This is a genomic window from Deinococcus sp. NW-56, from assembly GCF_002953415.1.
Classification (GTDB): Bacteria; Deinococcota; Deinococci; order Deinococcales; family Deinococcaceae; genus Deinococcus.
In genome coordinates this window covers 114,644-134,757 of record NZ_CP026516.1, presented here as the reverse complement: position 1 = coordinate 134,757, position 20,114 = coordinate 114,644, and the positions used below count along the sequence as shown (strand labels likewise).

Annotated in this window: 20 protein-coding genes; 10 read left to right on the top strand and 10 right to left on the bottom strand. The window is 71.4% G+C overall.

Features of this window, described 5'->3' with window-relative positions; genetic code table 11:
* Positions 1-11: 11 nt before the first annotated feature.
* The 4 genes from C3K08_RS00740 to C3K08_RS00725 are packed head-to-tail and all read right to left on the bottom strand — an operon-like array spanning position 12 to position 3,436.
* Positions 12-1,385 (bottom strand): D-alanyl-D-alanine carboxypeptidase/D-alanyl-D-alanine-endopeptidase, encoded by a 1,374-nt coding sequence (locus C3K08_RS00740; protein ID WP_234009105.1) that lies wholly within the window; start codon positions 1,383-1,385, stop codon positions 12-14.
* Positions 1,386-1,416: 31 nt separating this feature from the next.
* Entirely contained in the window at positions 1,417-2,265 is an 849-nt protein-coding gene (locus tag C3K08_RS00735; RefSeq protein ID WP_104989601.1) for an SDR family oxidoreductase, read from the bottom strand.
* Positions 2,262-2,690, bottom strand: a complete 429-nt coding sequence (locus C3K08_RS00730; protein WP_104989600.1) for a hypothetical protein — start codon at positions 2,688-2,690, stop codon at positions 2,262-2,264. Before C3K08_RS00730 ends, C3K08_RS00735 begins: the two co-directional genes overlap by 4 nt.
* Complete coding sequence (locus tag C3K08_RS00725; protein ID WP_104989599.1) at positions 2,687-3,436, bottom strand: enoyl-CoA hydratase-related protein; 750 nt, start codon at positions 3,434-3,436, stop codon at positions 2,687-2,689. The genes C3K08_RS00730 and C3K08_RS00725 overlap by 4 nt, the downstream gene beginning before the upstream one ends.
* 52 nt (positions 3,437-3,488) lie before the next feature.
* Between C3K08_RS00725 and C3K08_RS00720 the strand changes: the two genes are divergently transcribed.
* Positions 3,489-3,875, top strand: a complete 387-nt coding sequence (locus C3K08_RS00720; protein WP_158679802.1) for a (deoxy)nucleoside triphosphate pyrophosphohydrolase — start codon at positions 3,489-3,491, stop codon at positions 3,873-3,875.
* Here C3K08_RS00720 and pdxY read toward each other — a convergent pair.
* Entirely contained in the window at positions 3,872-4,771 is a 900-nt protein-coding gene (pdxY, locus tag C3K08_RS00715; protein WP_104989597.1) for a pyridoxal kinase PdxY, read from the bottom strand. The two genes, C3K08_RS00720 and pdxY, sit on opposite strands and share 4 nt — an antisense overlap.
* Positions 4,768-6,297: a Ppx/GppA phosphatase family protein gene (locus C3K08_RS00710; RefSeq protein WP_104989596.1), complete on the bottom strand. Its 1,530-nt coding sequence runs from the start codon at positions 6,295-6,297 to the stop codon at positions 4,768-4,770. The genes pdxY and C3K08_RS00710 overlap by 4 nt, the downstream gene beginning before the upstream one ends.
* A gap of 86 nt (positions 6,298-6,383) precedes the next feature.
* Here C3K08_RS00710 and C3K08_RS18715 point away from each other — a divergent pair, with 86 nt between their 5' ends.
* Both C3K08_RS18715 and C3K08_RS00700 read left to right on the top strand, forming a co-directional pair.
* Positions 6,384-6,854, top strand: a complete 471-nt coding sequence (locus C3K08_RS18715) for a MarR family winged helix-turn-helix transcriptional regulator (RefSeq protein WP_104989595.1) — start codon at positions 6,384-6,386, stop codon at positions 6,852-6,854.
* Positions 6,851-8,074, top strand: coding sequence for a cytochrome P450 (locus C3K08_RS00700; RefSeq protein WP_104989594.1), 1,224 nt, complete (start codon positions 6,851-6,853; stop codon positions 8,072-8,074). The genes C3K08_RS18715 and C3K08_RS00700 overlap by 4 nt, the downstream gene beginning before the upstream one ends.
* Positions 8,075-8,144: 70 nt before the next feature.
* On the opposite strand, the gene C3K08_RS00695 is transcribed toward C3K08_RS00700, so the two are convergent.
* Both C3K08_RS00695 and C3K08_RS00690 read right to left on the bottom strand, forming a co-directional pair.
* Positions 8,145-8,384 (bottom strand): hypothetical protein, encoded by a 240-nt coding sequence (locus C3K08_RS00695; RefSeq protein ID WP_104989593.1) that lies wholly within the window; start codon positions 8,382-8,384, stop codon positions 8,145-8,147.
* 95 nt (positions 8,385-8,479) lie between these two features.
* Entirely contained in the window at positions 8,480-9,751 is a 1,272-nt protein-coding gene (locus C3K08_RS00690; protein ID WP_104989592.1) for a BON domain-containing protein, read from the bottom strand.
* 248 nt (positions 9,752-9,999) lie between these two features.
* Here C3K08_RS00690 and C3K08_RS00685 point away from each other — a divergent pair, with 248 nt between their 5' ends.
* From C3K08_RS00685 to C3K08_RS00670, 4 genes are all read left to right on the top strand, one after another.
* The gene (locus C3K08_RS00685) at positions 10,000-12,843 is read left to right on the top strand and encodes a 2-oxoglutarate dehydrogenase E1 component (RefSeq protein WP_104989591.1); all 2,844 of its coding nucleotides are present in this window, start codon (positions 10,000-10,002) and stop codon (positions 12,841-12,843) included.
* A 117-nt stretch (positions 12,844-12,960) separates the two neighbouring features.
* A complete protein-coding gene (gene odhB, locus C3K08_RS00680) occupies positions 12,961-14,274 on the top strand; it encodes a 2-oxoglutarate dehydrogenase complex dihydrolipoyllysine-residue succinyltransferase (protein ID WP_104989590.1) in 1,314 nt (437 codons plus the stop codon).
* 154 nt (positions 14,275-14,428) lie between these two features.
* Entirely contained in the window at positions 14,429-15,379 is a 951-nt protein-coding gene (locus C3K08_RS00675) for a glycosyltransferase family 2 protein (RefSeq protein WP_158679801.1), read from the top strand.
* A 62-nt stretch (positions 15,380-15,441) separates the two neighbouring features.
* Positions 15,442-16,062, top strand: coding sequence for a DUF2268 domain-containing putative Zn-dependent protease (locus tag C3K08_RS00670; RefSeq protein WP_104989588.1), 621 nt, complete (start codon positions 15,442-15,444; stop codon positions 16,060-16,062).
* Here C3K08_RS00670 and pyrE read toward each other — a convergent pair.
* Positions 16,059-16,622 carry an orotate phosphoribosyltransferase gene (gene pyrE / locus C3K08_RS00665; RefSeq protein WP_104989587.1) on the bottom strand — a complete coding sequence of 188 codons (564 nt, stop codon included), beginning with the start codon at positions 16,620-16,622 and terminating at the stop codon, positions 16,059-16,061. The two genes, C3K08_RS00670 and pyrE, sit on opposite strands and share 4 nt — an antisense overlap.
* A 67-nt stretch (positions 16,623-16,689) precedes the next feature.
* Between pyrE and C3K08_RS00660 the strand changes: the two genes are divergently transcribed.
* The gene (locus tag C3K08_RS00660; RefSeq protein ID WP_104989586.1) at positions 16,690-17,430 is read left to right on the top strand and encodes a ribonuclease H; all 741 of its coding nucleotides are present in this window, start codon (positions 16,690-16,692) and stop codon (positions 17,428-17,430) included.
* A gap of 11 nt (positions 17,431-17,441) precedes the next feature.
* Here C3K08_RS00660 and C3K08_RS00655 read toward each other — a convergent pair whose 3' ends face one another.
* On the bottom strand, positions 17,442-18,122 hold the full coding sequence (locus tag C3K08_RS00655) for a metal-dependent hydrolase (protein WP_104989585.1): 681 nt from the start codon (positions 18,120-18,122) through the stop codon (positions 17,442-17,444).
* Positions 18,123-18,217: 95 nt separating this feature from the next.
* Here C3K08_RS00655 and cdaA point away from each other — a divergent pair, with 95 nt between their 5' ends.
* Positions 18,218-19,051, top strand: a complete 834-nt coding sequence (gene cdaA / locus C3K08_RS00650; protein ID WP_104989584.1) for a diadenylate cyclase CdaA — start codon at positions 18,218-18,220, stop codon at positions 19,049-19,051.
* Complete coding sequence (locus tag C3K08_RS00645) at positions 19,048-20,019, top strand: YbbR-like domain-containing protein (RefSeq protein WP_104989583.1); 972 nt, start codon at positions 19,048-19,050, stop codon at positions 20,017-20,019. Before cdaA ends, C3K08_RS00645 begins: the two co-directional genes overlap by 4 nt.
* The last annotated feature ends 95 nt before the right edge of the window (positions 20,020-20,114 follow it).

Below are 20,114 nucleotides of genomic sequence, written 5' to 3'. Positions count from 1 at the left end.
CCCCTCCAGCCTCAATACCGCCCCGCCACCGCCTCCACCACCTCGTCCTGCACCGCCCGCAGGGTCAGGATCGGCGTCTCACGCGGCCCGTTCATCAGCAGGGCAAACCCCAGCACCCGCCCGCTCTCCGCGGTCATATACCCCGCCAGTGCCGACACGCCCGGCAGGGTGCCCGTCTTGGCCCGCACGTCCACGCCCTTCAGGCGCCACGCGAGGGTGCCCCCCCGCCCGGTGACTTCGCCGCCGACCCCAGCCTGCGGCAACGCCTCGGCAAAAGCATTGCGCCGCGCCCGGTAGGTCTGGCCCGGCAACTCAGCCCGCGCCTCGCCTCGCAGGTAGGGCACGTCGTACAGCCGGTCCAGCAGATCGACGAGCGTCCGCGCGGTGAGACGGTTGTCGCGGCTCAGGCCGCTGCCGTCGGCAAGCTGCACACCCGTAAGGTCCACGCCAAGCCGCCGCAGCGCCGCCCGCTCGACCCCCAGCGCCCGCGTCCGGGTGCCGGGCGGCGTGGCGAGGGAGGCGAGCAACTCCTCGGAGCGGAGGTTGTCGCTGGGGCGCAGCACGTCCGCCAGCGCCCGGAAGGGCCGTGCACTGTGAACGGACGCGACCGCCTGCTCGGGCCGCTGGTTCACGGGAATAAGGGGGTCGGGCGGCAGGAGGCGGCCCCGCTCGTCCCGGCGGGGGGGCAGGACGGGGGGAATGTAGCGGGGCGAGGTCCCGACCACGTCCGACTTCACCCGCACCCCGGCCCGCCGCAACTCGCCCACCAGCGCCGCCCCGGCCCACGCGCGGGCCTGCGCCGCCGACGCGGGGGGCGAGGCGGACCAGTCCGTCAGCCGTACGGCGGTCATGGGCACGCCCAGCACGAGGTCGTTCCAGGCCGCCGCGTTCAGCCGTGTATCGTCCAGCCGAACTGAACCGACCTCGCGCAGCCCACGGGCGGCGGCCTGTTTCGCCAGCGCCCGCAGGCTGTTGGGGCCGTCCGAGGTGCTCAGCGTGGGGTCGCCCCCGCCCCGCAGCGTCAGGTGGGATGCCCGCGCCCGGCCCTGCTCCCCGGCAGGCACGGTCAGCTCGGTGCTCCACCAGCCCGCGTCTCCCCGGTCCAGCAGCACCGCCGCCGCCGTCACCAGCTTGACCGTGCTCGCGGGAATCAGCGAAAGACCCTCGTCCCGCGCCTCCAGCACCTCGCCCGTCTCCAGGTCGCGGACCAGCAGGCCCAGACGCACGTCAGGCGGCAGGTCAGACAGCGCCCGCCGCACGTCGGCGCTCAGGCCCGGCGAGCGGGTCAGCGTGACGTGGACGGGCATGGAGGGCTGCGGCGCCTGCGCCCGCGACAGCGCCCCCAGCGTGGGAAGCAGCAGAAGCAGGGCGAGGACGCGGCGCACAGGGGGCAGGATAGCGGGCGCGTCCGGGGCTTTACTCCCTCCGCTCGCCCGCGCCCGCCGCCTGCATCTGGAGGTACATCTGGTACTGCGGCGCCCCACCCAGCATGTTCTGGCCGCCGTCCACCGGGAGAATCACGCCCGTCACGTAGCTCGCGGCGTCCGACACCAGAAAGAGGGCCGCGTTGGCGATGTCCTGCGGCACCCCGAAGCGGCCCAGCGGCACGGTGCGGGTAAAGGCCGCGCGGGTGCGCTCGTCGGGGGCGAGGCGGGCCATGCCCTCGGTGCCGTCGATGGGGCCGGGAATAATCGCGTTGACGCGCACCCCGCGCAGGCCCCACTCCACCGCCAGCGTCTGCGTGAGGGCGTCCACCCCCGCCTTGGCCGCGACCACATGCGCCTGCATGGGCACCGGCACCCCGTAGGCGCTGATGCTCAGGATGGTGCCGCCGGGCGTCTTCAGGTGAGGCGCACACGCCTTGATGGTGTTGTAGGTGCCCAGCAGGTCGATGTCCACGACCGTCTTGAAGCCGTTGGGACTGATGCCATCCACCGGAGCCGGAAAGTTCCCCGCCGCCCCCGCCAGCACGATATCGAGCGGCCCGAAGGCGTCCACGCCCGCCTGCGCCGCCGCCTGGAGTGCGGCGAAGTCGCGCACGTCGGCGGAGACGCCCAGGGCACGGCCTCCCGAGTCCTCAATCCCACGGGCGGCGTTCTGCGCCTTCTCCAGATTGCGGCCCAGGATGGTCACCGCGCAGCCGTGCGCCGCGAAACTTTGCGCGATGCCGAGGTTGATGCCGCTGCCGCCCCCGGTGATCAGGGCATGCTTGCCGCGCAGCAGGTCGGGGCGAAAGGTGGTGGCGGGGTCAGCGGGTTGGGTCATAAGCTGTTCCTTTCAAATTCCCTGATGAATGCTGTGATGGTTGCCTTATGCTTAAGGCCCATAGGTTGAAGGCCAAAGCCCAAAATCTTTTTCACCTCGGCCATGTAAGGCTCGTCGGTGATGTCCTTCTCGTAGCCAGCGGGCAGCGTTGTTTTACCACACAGCAAAATTCTGAATTCGCCCTGTGCAATTTGCTCGGGTTTCGTATAGCGGCAACGGGTATCCACGATACGTTGGTAGAGGAAATACCGCGCCCCCTGACCGTCATCGCGTTTCCCGACGCACCAGACAATGGCGTCCTCTTCGGCGGCACGTTCTGCAACACGTTCCTTGTCGGTGCCGATACAGCCGCTAAGTGCGATGTCGCGGAATTCCTCGCCCATCGCGTCGGGGTTGTGGTAGCTGAGGTAATGAGGCTGCCTCATGACCTACCTGCATTCAGGGCGCTCAGCAGCGCCTCCGCCGTCATGTGCCGCGCGTTCCACTCCACGGCGGCGGCGAGGCTCTGGGCGTGCGGCAGGCCATCTTGCAGGGTGCGCTTGGTGCCTTCCAGCGCCTTCGGAGGCAGGGCGGCGAGGTGGGCAGCCAGGGCGTCGGCGCGGGCGTGGAGAGCGTCTGCGTCGGGCAGCACCTCGGTGACCAGGCCCCAGCGTTCGGCGGTGGCAGCGTCCACCGGCTCCCCCGTCAGTGCGAGGTGCGCCGTCCGCCCCCGCCCGATCAAATGGGGCAGGCGCTGGAGGCCGCCCAGATCGGCGGTGATGCCCAGCTTGACTTCGGGCAGGCTGAACCGCGCCCCCGCACTGCACACCCGCAGGTCGCATGCGGCGGCGAGTTCCAGCCCCGCGCCGATGCACCAGCCGTCGATGGCAGCGACCACCGGAATGGGCAGCGCGGCCAGCCCCTCGATGGCCGCGTGCATCTCGGCCACCAGCGCCGCGAATCCCTCGGGGTCGCCCAGCGTGGGGGCGATCAGGGGCGCGGTCGCCGCCACATCCAGCCCCACGCTGAAGTGCCGCTCGCCGCGCACGATCAGCACGCGGGCCTCTCCCAGCTCGCGCAGGGCCTGGGGGATATCGCGCCACGTCGCCGGGCCAAAGGCGCTCTTGGGATGCGCCAGGGTCAGGGTCGCCACCTCGCCCGCGTGGGAGAGGCGCACGCTTTCAAAGGTCATGGGGGGAGTGTACCGGGTCCGGCCCCGTGCCCCCTTGCGCCACACTGCCCCCATGCGAACGGTCGTGGCGGGCATTCTGGAGCGGGACGGCAAGGTGCTGGTGGGCGCACGCTCGGCCCCGGCGTGGGCGGCAGGCTTCTGGGAATTTCCGGGCGGCAAGGTGGAAGGCGAGGAGACGCTGGCCGAAGCTCTGGCCCGCGAGTGGCGCGAGGAACTGGGGGCCGAGGTGGAAGTGCTCGACGAGGTCTACCGCTCGGCGCTCGACACGCCGGTCGGGGCGTTCACGCTCGTCGCGCTGCGGCTGCGCCTGCTCTCGGACGACCCCCAGCCGCTGGAGCACCGGGCGCTCGCCTGGGTCGCGCCTGCCGACCTGACGCGGCTGCGGCTCCTGCCCAGCAACGTGCCCATCGCGGCGGCGTTGGTGGCCCTGGACGCTTAGCCCACCCGCTCTGCCGGAAACACCCGCGAGGGCCGGGCGTACTCGTCCTGCGCGGCCACAAGCTGAATCTCGCGGGTTCCGGCCTGGTGGGTCAGCTCCAGCAGCGCATACAGGGCGCTCATGCTGAGGCTCAGGGCCTCGCCCGCGTCCCCGGTCTGGAGGTAGTGGCCGAAGAACAGGGCGCTGATGGCGTCCCCAGTGCCGTTGCGCGGCGGGTCGAGGGGCAGCAGCGGCGTGCGGCACAGCCACGCGCCCTCCCCGGTGACGGCCAGTGTCTCGATCACGTCTGCCGGGGCGTCGTCGCGCACCAGACTGGTCACCACCACGATGCGGGGACCGCCCTCCCGCAGCCGCTCGCGGAGGGCACGGGCTGCCTCCAGCGCGTCGGCCAGGGTCTTCACGGTGCGCCCGGTCAGCAGCTCCAACTCGAACTGGTTAGGCGTCACCAGGTCGGCCTCGGGCACGGCCCGCTCGCGGATCAGGTCGGGCAGTTCAGGACGCACGAACACGCCGCGCCCCACGTCGCCCATCACCGGGTCGCAGCAGTACAGGGCCTCCGGATTAGCCGCCCGCACCCGCCGCACCGCGCCCACCACGGCGTCCACGGTGCCCTCCGACCCCATGTAGCCGCTCAGGACCGCCCCGCACGAGGGCAGTGCCCCCCGCGCCTCGATCCCGTCGATAATCTGCGCGACGTGTTCGGGCGGAAAGACGGTGCCCGTCCAGGCCCCGTAGCCCGTGTGGTTGGAAAACTGCACGGTGTGGATGGCCCACACCTCGAACCCCAGGCGCTGAAGGGGAAAGACGGCGGCGGCGTTCCCGACGTGGCCGTAGCTCACCCACGACTGGATGCTGAGGATGTTCTGGGGCGGGGCGGCAGGGTCGGCGGCGGTCATGCGCCGAGGATAACGGGCTCGGCCACCGCCAGCCGCAGCGGGCCGAATTCGCGGGTCCAGAGATCGGCCTTGGCCTCCATGCCCTCCCGGTCGAGGGGGGTCGCGCCCTCCACGCTCAGGGTCCAGCCCCCGGCGTCCCGGCCCAGGTGACGCACCCGCGTCTGCCCCGCGTGCGAGCGGTCCAGCCCGTCCGCGACCCGCAGCACGGCCGCCAGCCGAGAGACGAGGGCGCGGTCGGCGGGCGGCACCCCCATGAACTCCGGATGCGAGGGCTTGGGCGGGCTCTTGCGGTGGTAGCGGGCGAGCTGGGCGATCAGCTCGATCTCGCGGGGCGAGAAGCCGCGCAGCCCCGCGTGCCGGATCAGGTACGCCGAATGTTTGTGGTGGCTGCTCTGGGCCACGATCTGCCCGACCTCGTGCAGCCCGGCGGCGGCGGTCAGCAGGCTGCGGGCCTCGGCGGGAAAGGACTCGCCCGCCGCCTCCAGCCCGGCGAGGAGGTCCCGCGACAGGGCCGCCACCTGCCGCGCGTGGGCGAGGTTGGCCCCGAAACGCTCGGCGGTCGCCAGCACGCTGCGTTGCCGGGGGCTGAGGCCCGAGACGTAGGCGGCGGTGCGTTCCAGTTCCTCGATCAGCATCCCCTCGCGCAGTGCCCCCTCGCTGACGGTGAAGCTCTGGGCGCCCAGTTCCTCCAGCGCCGCATGCAGCACCGCGAAGCCCGCAACCACCGTGTCGGCCCGCCGCTCCAGCCCCGGCAGCCGTGCCCGCCGCGCCGCCGGGAGGGATCGCACCCGTTCCAGCGCGGCTCCCAGCTCCGCGACCGGAAAGCTCAGGCCGTTGACCCGCTCGGGGCCTTCGTCGCCCCGAGCGGCCAGCAACGTCGCGGCGGCCTCGGCGGTGCCGCTCGACAGGATCACGCGGGTCTCCGGACCCGGCCGGAAGCGCCCGACGTGGGGGGCCAGGGCCGCCCGCACCGCCTCCCGCAGCGCCCGCACCTCCGCCCCCTTGGGCGGGTCGGTATGGAGGTGCGCCCGCCGCATCCGGATCGCGCCCAGAGGGAGGCTCAGCACGTCCGCCGCCCGCTCGGGGCCGCCCCGCGCGAACTCCAGGCTGCCCCCACCGAGGTCCAGCAGCACGTTGTCGGCGCCGAACTCCACGCTGTGCGCCGCCCCCAGGTACGTCAGCTCCCCCTCACGCTCCCCGCTGATGACGACCGGATACACGCCCACCTCGGCCCCCACGCGGGCGGCGACCTCCGGGCCGTTGGGCGCCTCGCGCAGGGCGGAAGTCGCGTAGACCTGCACCTCGGCCACCCCCGCCGCTCCTGCAAGGTCACGGAAGCGGGTCAGGGCTTCTCGCAGTCGCCGCTCGCCCTCCGGGGTAAGGTTGCCCGCCGCGTCGAGGCACTCGCCCAGGCGGGTGCGTTCCTTGAGCGCATCCAGCACGCGCGGCTCGCCCCCCTCGCCGCGCACCTCGGCGATCAGCAGATGGCTGGAATTGGTGCCCACATCGGCGACAGCGACCCTCATGGGGGCAGGGTACGGCACCGGCCCCCTTCCCCCAACTTGATTGCATTCTGCAACGGTTCACATCTGGAGGCGCCATCCTGGGAGGCGTGCGCGACCCGGACCCCCTCCAGACCCCCGAGCTGGCCTTTCTGACGGCCCTCTGGGACGTGTGGCAGGCCCTCAGCGAGCGGGGCGAGGCCGAGTTGCGTGGGCGGCACGGGCTGGACCTGCGCTCGTTTGTCGCGCTGGCCTACGTGCAGGGCGGGACCACGCAGCCCGCCGCCCTCGCCCGCGAGCTGGGCGTGCCCCGCTACGAGGTCAGCCGGGTGCTCGCCGCGCTGGAGGCACAGGGGGCCGTCACGCGCGGCCACCACGACCCCGATGCCCGGCGGGTGACCGTCGCCGTGACCCCGGCGGGCCGGACCCTGTGGGAAGGGGCGCTGGAGACGGTGCGGGGGGTCACTGGCCCCGCCCTCGCCGCGCTGCCGCCCGAAGCCCACGCCGCCCTGCCCCGGCACCTCACCGCCGTCGCCCAGGCCGCCCGTTCCCTTCCCCCCTCCCAGGAGATGACCCCATGACCACCGCCGACCTGACGCCCGACACCCCCCGTTGCCCCTTCGGATTTGACGGCACCGCCGCCCTGACCCGCCGTCCCGGTCCCGACCCGCGCGACCTCCCGGCGGTGGAAGCTGAGCCGGGCGGGGTCTACCGCCTCCACGCCTTCGGCCCCGCCCGCGAGGTGCTGCGCTCGGAGGGCGTGCGGCAGGCGGGCTTCATGTCGGAGATGACGCGTGACGTGGCCTTCCTGGGCCGCGCTCCCGTCCTGTTCGCGGAGGGCGAGGAGCACCACGAGATGCGCCGCTCCACCGCCCGATACTTCACGCCGAAGCAGGTGGACACCTACGCCCCGATGATCGCCGGGTACGTGGAGCGCCTGCTCACCCGACTGGCTCGCCGGGGCGAGGCCAATGTGGACGACCTCAGCCTGGAGCTGGCCGTGACGGTCGCCGCGCAGGTCGTGGGCCTGACGAGCAGCCTGCTGCCGGGCATGGAGCGGCGCATCACGGCGTTCGTGGAGGGCGGCGGCGACAGCGAGCCGGGCCGCCAGCGCCGGGGCAGCCGCGCCGAGTCGCTGCGCCAGCAGGCCAACCTGGGCCTCTTTTACCTGCTCGACGTGAAGCCCGCCATCGCTGCCCGCCGCCGCGAGTCAGGGGACGACCTGATCTCGCACCTGCTCTCGCGCGGCTACAGCGACGTGGAGATCATGACCGAGTGCCTGACCTACGGCACGGCGGGCATGGTGACCACCCGAGAATTCATCAGCGTGGCGGCGTGGCACCTGCTGCGGGACCCCGAGCTGCGGGCCGCGTATGTCCACGGCACCGAGGGCGAGCGCCACGCGATCCTGCACGAAATCCTGCGCCTCGAACCCGTCGTGAACACCCTCTACCGCCGCGCCGAGGAACCGCTGACGGTGGGCGGCCAGACCATCCCCGCCGGGAGCCTGCTCGCGCTGGACCTTCAGGGAACCAACCTCGACCGCGAAGTGGTGGGCGAGGACGCCGCCAGCCTCTGCCCCGCCCGCCCCCTTCCACGCGGCGTGTCGGCCCCGGTCCTCTCCTTTGGGGACGGGCATCACCGCTGCCCCGGCGCCTTTCTGGCGATCAAGGAGTCGGACGTGTTCCTGCGCCGATTGATGATGTGGCAGGGGCTGGAGGTCGTCTCCGAGCCGCGCGTCACCTTCAACGAGGTGGTCAAGGGGTACGAGCTGCGCGGCTTCCGGGTGCGGGTGAGGTAAGCGGGCGGCACAGACAGGAGCGCGGAGGATCATCCCCTTCCGCGCTCTGCCGTTTTACGTCCCCTCTGTCTTACATCCCCTTGTCGTCGCCGCCCGTGCCGAACGTGGTTCCGGTGTCGTTTATGGCTCCAGAACCGGGGGTGTCGGTGGGCGCGGCTGGGTTTCCGGGGAAGGTCGGCGTATTCCCCATGCCGCTCTCGGACTCGTCGTAGTAGCCGGAGCGTTCGCTCAGCTCGTTGCCGAGGTCGTCGGGAAGGGCGGGCTGGTCGATGCCGGAGGGGGGGGTGGTGGTGCGGTCGTCCTGGGTCATGGAGGCTCCTGTGGGTGGGGAGGGCCGCCAACCCCGGTGGTGCGGCAGGGTCGGCGGCCCGGTCAGGGAAGATTCAGGCGCGGGTGGGGACGCCCTTACTTCTTGGTGTCGTCATTGCTGCGGTCGCTGTCCACACTACTGCCCAGCGACCCGGCGGGGGTATCGGTGCCCGAGCTGTAGCCGGCGCTGCCGGTGCGCGAGACGCTGGAGTCGCTGCCCCCGCCCATCCCGGTGCCGCCCGCCGTACTGCCCATGCTGGTCTGGCTGCTGCCCGTCTGACCCATGCTCGTCTGGGTGTCGCCCATCATGCCGCCGGTGCTGCTGCCGCCCATGCCGCTGCTGCTCTGGCCCATGCTGGACCCGCCGAGGCTGGTCTGGCCCATGCCGGAGGTGTCCATGCCCCGGTTGTCCATGTCGCCGCTCATGCCGGACTGGCCCATTCCCGACTGGCCCATGCTCGACATCACCATGCCGGAGCCGCCCATCCCGGACTGGCTGCCCTGGCCCATGCCGCCCTGCGACACCCGCAGGTGGTTGTGCACGTCGCGCACGCCGCGCAGGTGCTCGATGGCTTCCTCGGCGCGGCGCTTCTGCTGGCGGTCGCGCACGGTCCCCGTCAGGGTGACCTCGCCGCCCTGCACCTGCACCTCGATGTCGCTGGCGTCCACGTGATCGTCGTCCTCGAGGGCGTCGTTCACCATCTCGCGGATGCGGTCGTCGCTGCGCTGGTAGCCCTTGGGACCCTTGCCCCGGTGGCTGTCCATGCCGCTCATACCGGACATGCCGCCCGACATGCCCATCCCGCCCGAGCTGTACGAGCCGCCCGACTGCCCGCCCCCGGACTGACCGTACTGGCTACCCATCCTCCCCATCGAGGAACGGCCGTAACGGTCATCCATGCCGCCCATGCCCCGGCCCATGTCGCCCTGGGGGTCGGCGACGTAGGTCTGGCCGCCATAGCGGTCGTCTGCCATCCCCATGCCCCCCGACATTCGGCGGTCGTCGGAGTACGAGGAGGAAGACGAGCGGAAGCCGCCCTGCCCGTACCCCCCCTGCCCATACCGGTCCTGGCCGGAGCCCATGCTCTGGCCGCGCCCCATGCCGGAGCTGAAACGGTCGTCGTCCATCCCGCGGCCCTGGCCCATCCCGCCGCCCATGCCCGAGCGGTCGGCATACAGGTAACGCTCGCCCCGGCGGTCGTCGTCCCGGCCCTGGTCGTGGCTCCAACCACGGTCCATCATTCCGCGCTGGTCGTCCTGTCCGTAACGGTCATCGCGGCCATAACGCTGGTCACGGTCCCCCTGCATGCGGCGGTCGTCGCTGGTCATATCGCGGTCGTCGTAGCGGTCATCACGGTAACGGGTCATGTGGTCCCTCCGTCGGGCTTGGGCACGGCACCCCCGCCGGAGCGTCCGGCGTTCCTGGGCAACCCTGCTTAGGTCGTGCGTGTTCCTTGATACCCGTCTAGACACCTGTCGGAGATGACAGGCAGCCTAAGGCACCCGGTCCCGCCTGCTCATGAAGAAACCCGGTGTTACCGCCGTGGGGGCAGAGATGCTAAAGGGGCCGGGGCACACGGGGCGGGGGGCGGGGCAGGGGTATGCTGGGGGGCGTTATGACGCAGTCGCAGACCATCATGTCCGGCGCGAACGCGGCCTTTATCGAAGGGCTGTACGAGGCGTATCTGGCCGACCCGCAGAGTGTGGACCCGGCCTGGCGGGACTACTTCGACGAGGTGCGGGGTGGCGCCCGTGAGACGGCGCACTCGCCCGTGCAGCAGGCCTTCTACCAGCTTGGCACCCAGCGGCGGGGTGGGGCGGTCATCCCCGCGCCGCAGGGGGTCAGTGGGGCGCAGCAGGCCGCCGGGGCCATGATCACCGCCTACCGGGTGTACGGCCACATCAGCGCCAAGATGAACCCGCTGAAGATGCGCGGCCTGCCGGTCGTGCCCGAGCTGACGCCGGAATATTACGGGCTGTCCGAGGCCGACCTGAACGAGCCCGTCCAGGACGGCGTGTTCCAGGGACCCCTCCGGGACGTGATCGCCCAGCTTCAGGAGACGTACTGCGGGGCGATCGGCTTCGAGTACAACTACCTCCCGGCCAATGAGCGGCAGTGGTTTCAGGAGCGCATCGAGGCCGGGCGCGGCCGGGGCCAGTACAGCGCCGAGGAACGCCGCCGCCTGATGACCAAGCTCAACGCCGCCGAGGGGCTGGAGCGCTACCTGCACGTCAAGTACGTGGGCCAGAAGCGCTTCTCGCTGGAGGGCAGCGAGAGCTTTATCCCCTTGATGGACCGCCTGATTCAGCAGGCGGGCCAGCACGGGGTCAAGGAAACCGTGATCGGGATGGCGCACCGAGGGCGCCTGAACGTCCTCGTGAACATCTTCGGCAAGAAGCCCTCGGACCTCTTCGCGGAGTTCGAGGGCAAGAAGCGCCTCAGCGACGATCCCGATGTCGCGGGCGACGTGAAGTACCACATGGGCTTTTCCAGCGACGTGCGGACCCCCGGCGGCCCGATGCACCTCGCGCTGGCCTTTAACCCCTCGCACCTCGAGATCGTCTCGCCCGTCGTGCACGGCAGTGTCCGCGCCCGCCAGGACCGCCGGGGCGACACCGAGCGCCGGGCCGTGCTGCCGGTCACCGTGCACGGCGACGCCGCCGTGAGCGGGCAGGGCGTGGTCATGGAAACGCTGAACCTCTCGCGCCTGCGCGGCTTCACGACGGGTGGGGCGGTTCGCATCGTCATCAACAACCAGATCGGCTTCACGATCTCCGACCCGCGCGACACCCGGAGCAGCCGCTACTGCACCGATGTCGCCAAGATCGCCAACGCGCCCGTCCTGCACGTCAACGGGGATGACCCCGAGGCGGTGGCTTTTGCGGGCGACCTCGCGCTGGAGTACCGCCAGACCTTCGGCAAGGACGTGTTCATCGACCTGATCTCGTTTAGGCGCCACGGCCACAACGAGGCCGACGACCCCACCATGACCCAGCCCATCATGTACCGCGAGATCAAGGCGCACCCCGGCACCCGCGCCCTGTACGCGCAGGCGCTGGAGGGCGCGGGCGTGCTTCAGCCCGGCGAGGCCGACGCGCTGATCGAGCGCTACCGCGACCAGCTCGACGCGGGGGGCGCGGTGGTCGAGGAGATGGAGAATCAGGAACAGAGCCGCCTCGCCGCCGACTGGAAGAGCTACACGGACACGCACTGGACGGACGAGACGGCGACCGCCGTGCCGGAAGAACGGCTGCGCGAGCTGGGCCTGAAGCTCGCGCAGGTGCCTGACGGCTTTACCCCGCACCGGGGCGTCAAGCGGGTCCTCGACGCCCGCGCCGCCATGAGCCGGGGCGAGCAACCGCTGGACTGGGGCATGGGCGAGATGCTGGCCTACGCCTCGCTGCTCGTCGAGGGCTACGGGGTGCGCCTCGTCGGGCAGGACTCGGGGCGCGGCACCTTCGTGCACCGCCACGCCGTGCTGCACGACCAGAACGCGCAGAACCCGCTGGAGGGGGAATACCTGGGCCTCGCGCACCTCGCGCCCGAGCAGGGCCGGGTGGAGGTGATCGACTCGACCCTCTCCGAAGAGGCGGTCATGGCCTACGAGTACGGCTTCTCGACCTCCGAACCCAAGGCGCTCGTCGCGTGGGAAGCGCAGTTCGGGGACTTCGCCAATGGGGCGCAGGCGGTCGTGGACCAGTTCCTCTCGGCGGGCGAGAGCAAGTGGCAGCGCCTCAGCGGGCTGACCCTGCTGCTGCCCCACGGCTACGAGGGCGCGGGGCCGGAGCACTCCAGCGCCCGGCTGGAGCGGTACCTGCAACTGTGCGCCCAGAAGAACATGCAGGTCGTGGTGCCCAGCAGCGCCGCGCAGATCTTCCACCTGCTGCGCCGTCAGGTGCTGCGGCCCTACCGCAAGCCATTGATCGTGATGACCCCCAAGAGCCTGCTGCGCAACAAGCTCGCCATGAGTCCGCTCTCGGAGTTGACCCAGGGCCGCTTCCAGGAGGTCATCGGGGACTCAGGCGTCGAGAAGGCCCGCCGGGTCGTGATTTCCTCCGGCAAGCTGCACTGGGAACTCACCGAAGCGCGGGACGCCGACAAGGAAGGCTACGCGGGCACGGCACTCGTGCGGCTCGAGCAGCTCTACCCCTTCCCCGCCGAGGCGCTCGCGGCCGAACTCGCCCGGCACCCCGGCGCGGCGGTCGTGTGGGCGCAGGAAGAACCCCAGAACCAGGGGGCATGGCTGATGATCCGTGACGATCTGGAGCGGGCGCTGGCTGACGGCCAGACCCTGACCTACGCCAGCCGCCCCCGTGCGGCGAGCACGGCGGTGGGCTACGCCAGCGTGCACGCGCAGGAGCAGGCCCGCGTGATCGCGGACGCCCTGGGCGAGCGCGTCAGCCGCGAGGACTTCGAGGCGCAGATCGAAATCGCCGAGGAGGCCAAGGCGCAGGGTTGAGTCGCGCTTCTACCGGGGTCGGGGCCACGTGCTCCGGCCCTTTTCGCTGCCTCTGGGGGAGGCCCAAGCCCGTCACCCGGCCAGTCACGCCCGCGTGGGGGTATAAAGGAACACGTTATGGCCGACATCAAGGTTCCCGTATTTTCCGAGTCGGTGAGCGAGGGCACGCTCCTGACCTGGCACAAGAAGCCCGGCGACGCCGTCAAGCGCGGCGAGGTGCTGGCCGAGATCGAGACCGACAAGGTCGTGCTGGAGGTCACCGCCCAGCAGGACGGCGTGCTGACGGGCATCGCCAAGCAAGAAGGCGACACCGTGCTCAGCGAGGAGGTGCTCGGCACCGTGGGCGAGGCGGGCAGTGCCCCGGCCGCGAGCACCTCGGCGGCTGCAGATCAGGCCAGCGGCCCGGTCGCGGGCGAGACGAGCGCGGGCGGCACGGCGGTCCAGCCCGACAGCCAGGGCAGCGCCCCAGCCCGCCGCGACGACCTCTCCCCCGCCGTTCGCAAGATCGTGGCGGAAAAGGGCCTGGACCCCGCGCAGATTCCCGCGACCGGGCCGAAGGGCAACATCACCAAGGAGGACGCGGTGGTGGCGGCTCAGGGCGGCCTGACCTACCAGGGACCGCAGGACGCCGCGCAGCCCCCCAGCATGCGCGAGGCGGAGGGGACCAGCGGCGGGCAGCCAGCGGCCAGCAGCCACCCCGCCGCCGCGAGTGCCCCCGTCCCCCAGGGCGCCAGGCCCGAGCAGCGCGTGCCCATGACGCGCATCCGTGCCCGCATCGCCGAGCGCCTGAAAGACGTGCAGAACACCGCCGCGCTGCTGACGACCTTCAACGAGGTCAACATGAAGCCCGCGATGGACCTGCGCAAGAAGTACCAGGACCAGTTCGTCGCCAAGCACGGGGTCAAGCTGGGCTTCATGAGCCTGTTTGTGCGGGCCGCGACCGAGGCCCTCAAGCAGTTCCCGGTCGTCAATGCCAGCGTGGACGGCAAGGACATCATCTACCACGGCTACTACGACATCGGCATCGCGGTGGCCTCGGACCGTGGCCTGGTGGTGCCCATCCTGCGCGACACCGACGGCATGAGCCTTGCGGCCATCGAGAAGCAGATCGCCGAATACGCGACCAAGGCGCGGGGCGGCAAGCTCACGATGGAGGACATGTCGGGCGGCACCTTCTCCATCACGAACGGCGGCACCTTCGGCTCCATGATGAGTACCCCGATCATCAACGCGCCTCAGAGCGCGATCCTGGGCATGCACAACATCATCGAGCGGCCCATCGCCCAGAACGGGCAGGTCGTGATCGCCCCGATGATGTACGTGGCGCTGAGCTACGACCACCGCATCATCGACGGCAAGGAAGCGGTGCAGTTCCTGGTGACGATCAAGAACATCCTCGAAGACCCGGCGCGGATGCTGCTGGAGATCTGAGCCTCTAAAGCAGGCGCTTCCAGGCGGTCAGTTCGGCAGGACTGGCCGCCTTTCTCATGTTAGGCTGATGGCTCAGGACGTCCCAAGCATGCCAGAAAGACCCGGCACCACCCCGGCGGTGAGGCCACAAGGAGCTGCTGTGCAGGAGCCACGTGTGGGTGCAGTTATTCTGAACTGGAACGGTTGGCAGGACACGGCCGAATGCCTGGACTCCCTGCGCGGCCTGGCCTACCGCAATCTCGACGTGCTGGTCGTGGACAACGGCTCCACGGACGACTCGGTCGAGCAGCTCCGGCAGAGGTTTCCAGAGGTCAACCTCACGGCCCTGCCACAGAACATCGGCTTCGGCGGGGCCAGCAACCTGGGGACGCAAACGCTGCTGGAGGCCGGGGCCGAGTACATCTGGCTGCTGAACAACGACACGACGGTCTCGACCCTGGCGCTGACCGAACTCGTGCGGACCGCCGAGAGCGACCCGTCTCTGGGGCTGGTGGCATCCGTGCTCTACAACTATGGCGAGCCGGGAATCGTTCAGGCCTGGGGTGGGGGCACGCTCCATCCCTACCTGCTCACGCTCCACCACCACTTTGCGCCCGCCGACTCATACGACCACCTGCTGGGGACCAGCCTGCTGATCCGCCGCGAGGTGCTGGAGCAGATCGGCCTGCTGGACGAGCGCTACATCTTCTCGATGGAGGACACCGAGTACTCGCTGCGGGCCAGGGAACATGGCTGGCGGCTCGCGGTGGCCGACGCGAGCCGGGTGTACCACAAGGGCGGAGCCAGTTCCAAAAAGCAGTACGGCCGGGAGGCCGACCTGAGATCCGACGTGCAATACACCCGCGCCTTTGGCATGTTCATGCGGCTGACCCGCCGCCCCCCGGCTGCTGTGGTCCTCAAGGCGCTCGCCATCCTGATCCGCCGCGCCCTGAGGGGGCAGTGGCACAAACTGGCGCCGCTGGCCGCCGCGTACTGGGAAGGCTATCAGGCGGGCCGCCGGGCCGAGGGAAGGCCGCGCAGCACCCCGGCAGCAGCGGCCCGCCTCATCCCGGAGTCAGGGGGTTCCGTGGATGACGGGGAGGCGGGCCACCGTCTTCCGGCGTGACCGGGAGCCGCCCCGCGCCCCGCAGGGCAGCAGGAGGGGGCAGGCCGAACGCCCTGCACCTGATGAACGCCGGGGGCCTTCTTCCCGACGAACTGGCCGACGAGCTGCGGGCAGTCGCTGAGGCCGCCCTCGCCTGGCACGCGGCGCGGCTGGACCTGGACGGGGTGGACGTGGCCCTGTATGTCAGCCCGAGCTGGACCCTGCCGGAAACAGGAATGGCTGGCTACACCCCGACGGGACACTGGCTTCAGGTCACGCTAGACCCGACCAACCCTCATTTCGCAGGCGGCTGGCGCACCGAGCTGCCGGCCACCCTGGCGCATGAACTGCACCACGTGCGGCGCTGGCGGGGGCCGGGATACGGCACGACGTTGCTGGAAGCCCTCGTCTCGGAGGGGCTGGCGCAGCAGTACGAGGCCGGGGAACGGGGTGGGCCGCCGCCCTACGCCACCACATCCGCCAATCTGGACGAGTTGTGGAGGCGGGCGCATCCCCTGCTGGACTCTCCCGACTACGGCCACCCCGCGTGGTTCTTCGGGTCGGAGGCCGGGGGGCTGCCCCGCTGGACCGGGTACGCCCTGGGCCACGAACTGGTGCGCCGCTTTCTCGTCTGGCAGGGTGGGGACGCCGTGACCTGGGCCGACGCTCCAGCCGAGGGGTTCCGGGACGCCTGGAGCGGTTAAATTTCCTGGAGCGGCACCTGCGCCAACCACTCCGGCACCTCGTCCGGCGCATAGGTATCAAAGGTCAGGCGGGTGAGGGAAACGAGCGGGTACCCGGCGAGCGGTCCCTCCCCCGCCCGGCGGTCCACGATGCAGGCGACGGCCACGCACCGCCCGCCGAGGGCCTCCACCGCGCGGACGGCCTTCAGGACGCTGCCCCCGGTCGTCAGCACGTCCTCCACAGCGATGAAGGGTTCGCCCGGCTCGACCCGGAACGCATCGCGGACCTTCATGCCGCCCTGGCCGTCTTTCTCCGCGAAAATCGCGCGGGTGCCGGGCAGGTGACGCGCGACCTCGTAGGCGAGGACTACGCCGCCCATCGCGGGGCCGACAATGAGGCGGGGGGACAGTCCGGCTTCCTGCACATGCTGCGCCAGCGCCTGCCCGATTCTCTCGGTCAGGTGCGGGTATTGCAGCACCGTGGTGGACTGCAGGAACTTGGGCGAGTGGCGGCCCGAGGCGAGCAGGAAGTGCCCCTCGTGGTACGCGCCCGCCTCGCGGTAGAGGGAGAGGACGTCCATGCGGGGAGTATCGCACTGTGTGAATCACATGGTGCCCCCGCCTGCGGGAAGGCATGATGGAGCCGATATGAACCACGCCTACGTGGACGCGAGCTGGCACGAGACGGACGGCGGACACGGCGTGGGCGGCTGGGGGCTGATCCTGCTGATGCCGGGGACGCTGCCCGTGGGTTACCAGGGCCAGATGGCGGCCCCCGACAACAACGCCGCCGAGCTGCGGGCGGTGCTCGAAGCCGTGCGTCACGCCCCCCCCGGCGAGCCGCTGAGCGTGCACACCGACAACGAGGCCGTGATCGCCTCGGTGGGCCGGGGTCGGGGGCCGTGGCTGCTCGCGGACCTCGCGCGGGAGGTGATCGACGAGGCGGAGGCGCGGGGGGTCGCCCTGCGGGTGGGTTACACGCCGCGCACCCGGCGGCACATGCTCTCGGCGCATGACCTCGCCAACGCAGCCCGCCGGGGCCTGAGCGTGCCCGCGCTGGAGGGGCCGCAGGCGGAAGTCCTGATCGAGCAGCGCCCCGCCGTCCCGGAGGCCCGCGTGAGCCTGCGGCGTCCCGGCGAGCGGGTCACGGCGCATGTGCCGCTGGATCCCCTCTCGGACGTGCCGCCCAGCGCCCAGGCCCTGCTCGCGGCGATCACCCTGGCGCGGCCCGGCGAGCACCTCCTCGTGCGGCGGGCCAGCAAGGTCGCGCAGGCGCTGTGGCAACGGCCCGAGCGGGCGCTGCTGCCCGCCGCGCACTCTGCGCTGGCTCAGGCGCGGCAAGCCGCGGACGGGCAGGGCGTGCAGGTGCAGTTTCAGGGGATGGCGTAGGAGCCGTCAGCTTACAGCTCCGTGCTCTCCCCCGGTCCCAGCACCCGCACGTCCACGCCCTGCGCCCGCCCCGCCGCCGCGAAGACCTGCGGGTTGCCCGTCAGGGGCGGGAAGGTGCCGTAGTGCATGGGCACGGCCACCCGGGGGCGCAGCAGTTCCAGGGCGCGCCCGGCTTCCTCCGGCCCCATGGTGTAGTGGTCGCCGATGGGCAGCAGGGCCGCGTCCAGCCCCCGGTCCCCGATCAGGCGCATGTCGGAAAAGAGGCTGGTGTCGCCCGCGTGGTAGACGCGCTTGCCGCCCATCTCGACGACCAATCCGGTGGGCATCCCGCCGTAGGTGCCGTCCGGAAAGGACGACGAATGCCACGCCGGGGTGAAGGAGACGCTCCCCCACTCGCCGCGCACCGTGCCGCCGATGTTCGCGCCGATGGCGTTCGTGGCCCCGTTCGCCGCCGCGTACCCGCCGATCTCGGCGGTCCCGATGACCGGCACCCCCGCCCGCCCGAAGTCCAGCGCGTTGCCCCAGTGGTCGCCGTGCGCGTGGCTGATCAGGACGGCCCTGACGTTCCAGCCCAGCGCTTCCTCCAGCGTGACAGGGCATGTCGGATTGCCCGCGAGAAAGGGGTCAATCAGGACCCGGTGTTCGCCGTGCGAGAGCAGGAAGGTGCTGTGGCCCAGAAAACGCAGTTCCATAGGGCAGTGTAGCGGGGCGGGAAAGCCCCTCCCCCCGCGTATAGTGGGCGCGTGCCGCAGGCCCCTGTATGCGGCGGCCCCGGGGAGCGCCGCCCATGTCCCTGATTCCCGGCTCGCTGAGCCTGCGGGACGTGCTGGACGTGCTGCTGGTGGCCTTTCTGGTCTACCAGGGGTACCTGCTGGTGGTGGGCACCCGCGCGGTGAACGTGCTGCGGGGAATCGTGGTCTTTGCGGCGGTGTGGGCCGCCGCCGAACTCCTGGGCCTGACCACCCTGAGCTACATCCTGGGGCGGGCGGGGACGGTGGGCCTCTTCGCACTGGTGGTCCTCTTTCAGCCCGAGCTGCGGGCCGCGCTGGAGCGGGTGGGCCGCCCGCGCGGGCGCGAAACAGGACCGAGCGGGGCCGCGCTGCAAGACCTCGCGCGGGCGCTGGAGCGGCTGGCCGAGCGCAAGACGGGGGCCTTGATCGCCATCGAGCGCCGCACGCCGCTGGGCGAATACGCCGCGACGGGCGTGTCCCTTGACGCGGTGATCAGCGTGCCCTTTCTGGAGGCCCTCTTTGCCCGCAACGCGCCGCTGCACGACGGCGGGGTCATCGTGCAGGGGTCGCGGGTGGTGGCGGCGGGGTGCCTCTTTCCTCTGCAGTCCAGTGACGGCACCTACCGCCGCTACGGGACCCGGCACCGGGCGGCCATCGGGCTGTCGGAGGTGACCGACGCGGTGGTGCTCGTCGCCAGCGAGGAGCGCGGCAGCATGCGGATCGCGCTCGCGGGGCGGCTGGGACCGGACCTCAACGGCACCGAGCTGCGCGAGCAGTTGCGGACGCTGCTGTACGACCGGCCGGTGCTGGGCGACCTGCCCTTCGCCCGCCGGGCCGAGGCCCCCGAGCCGACCCGGACGCCGGGCGGCGAGGGCGGGGGGTCCGCATGACGGGCGCGGAGGGGCGCTGGACTCCGGGGCGGCTGTGGCGGCGCCTGCTGCACAACCTGCTGCCCAAGCTGCTCGCGCTGGGGGTGGCCCTGACCCTGTGGTTCGTGGCGACCACCGACCGCCGCGCCAACGTGGAGCAGGGTTACGACGTGCCCGTGACCGTCAGTGACACCACCGCCGAGCGCGGGGCGGGCGAGCGGGCGGTGCGCGACCTCAACCCGCCCACCGTGCGGGTGTACCTGACCGGGCGGCCCGAGCGGCTGCGCGAGCTGCGCGGCGACAGCATCGAGGCGGTCGTGGACGTGACCGGGGTGCCGGAGGGGAGCTTTACCCGCCCCGTCACCGTGCAGGCCCCCACCGGGACGGCCCTGCAGCGGCAGGTGCCCGAGCGGGTGCAGGGCTTCGTGGACGCGCTCGTCACGCGGACGCTGGGGGTCACCCTCGGCGTGGCGAATCCGCCGGAAAACAGCCTGCCGCGCTACGAGGTCACCCCCGCGCAGGCCACCGTCAGCGGCCCCGGGCGGGTGGTCGCCACCGTGGCGCGGGTGGTGAACGCGCCCGTCTCCCCCGGTCCCGGTGAGACGCGGGAAGCGGCGCTGATCGCCCTCGACGGCCGGGGCGAGCCCGTCGCGGGCCTGACCCTGACCCCCGCCAGCGTCACCGTGCGCCGGGTGGACAGCGGCGAGGTGCCCGTCAAGACCCTGCCCGTCGTGCTGGAGGACCCGCCCCCCGGCCTGCGGGTGACGGCGCTGAGCGTGCAGCCCACCGGAGTGCGCGTGGTCGCCGACCCGGAGCTGCTGGCGCGGCTGCGGGAGGTGCCGGGCCGCGTGCCGTACCGGGTCGGCAGCTATACGGCTCCGGTCACCCTGCGGTTGCCCGCCGGGGCGCAGGCGCTGGAGGAGGTGCAGGTGCGCCTCACCGTGCAGGAGGCAGCGCCGCCGTCCGCCGGGGAAGGGAACGTGCCATGACTCCCGAATGGATAAAGATGCAGTCCGGACCGCGAGCTCCATTCCACATCGCCGGAGTGGGGGGCGTATACTCCGCCCATGGTGTGGCGTCTGAC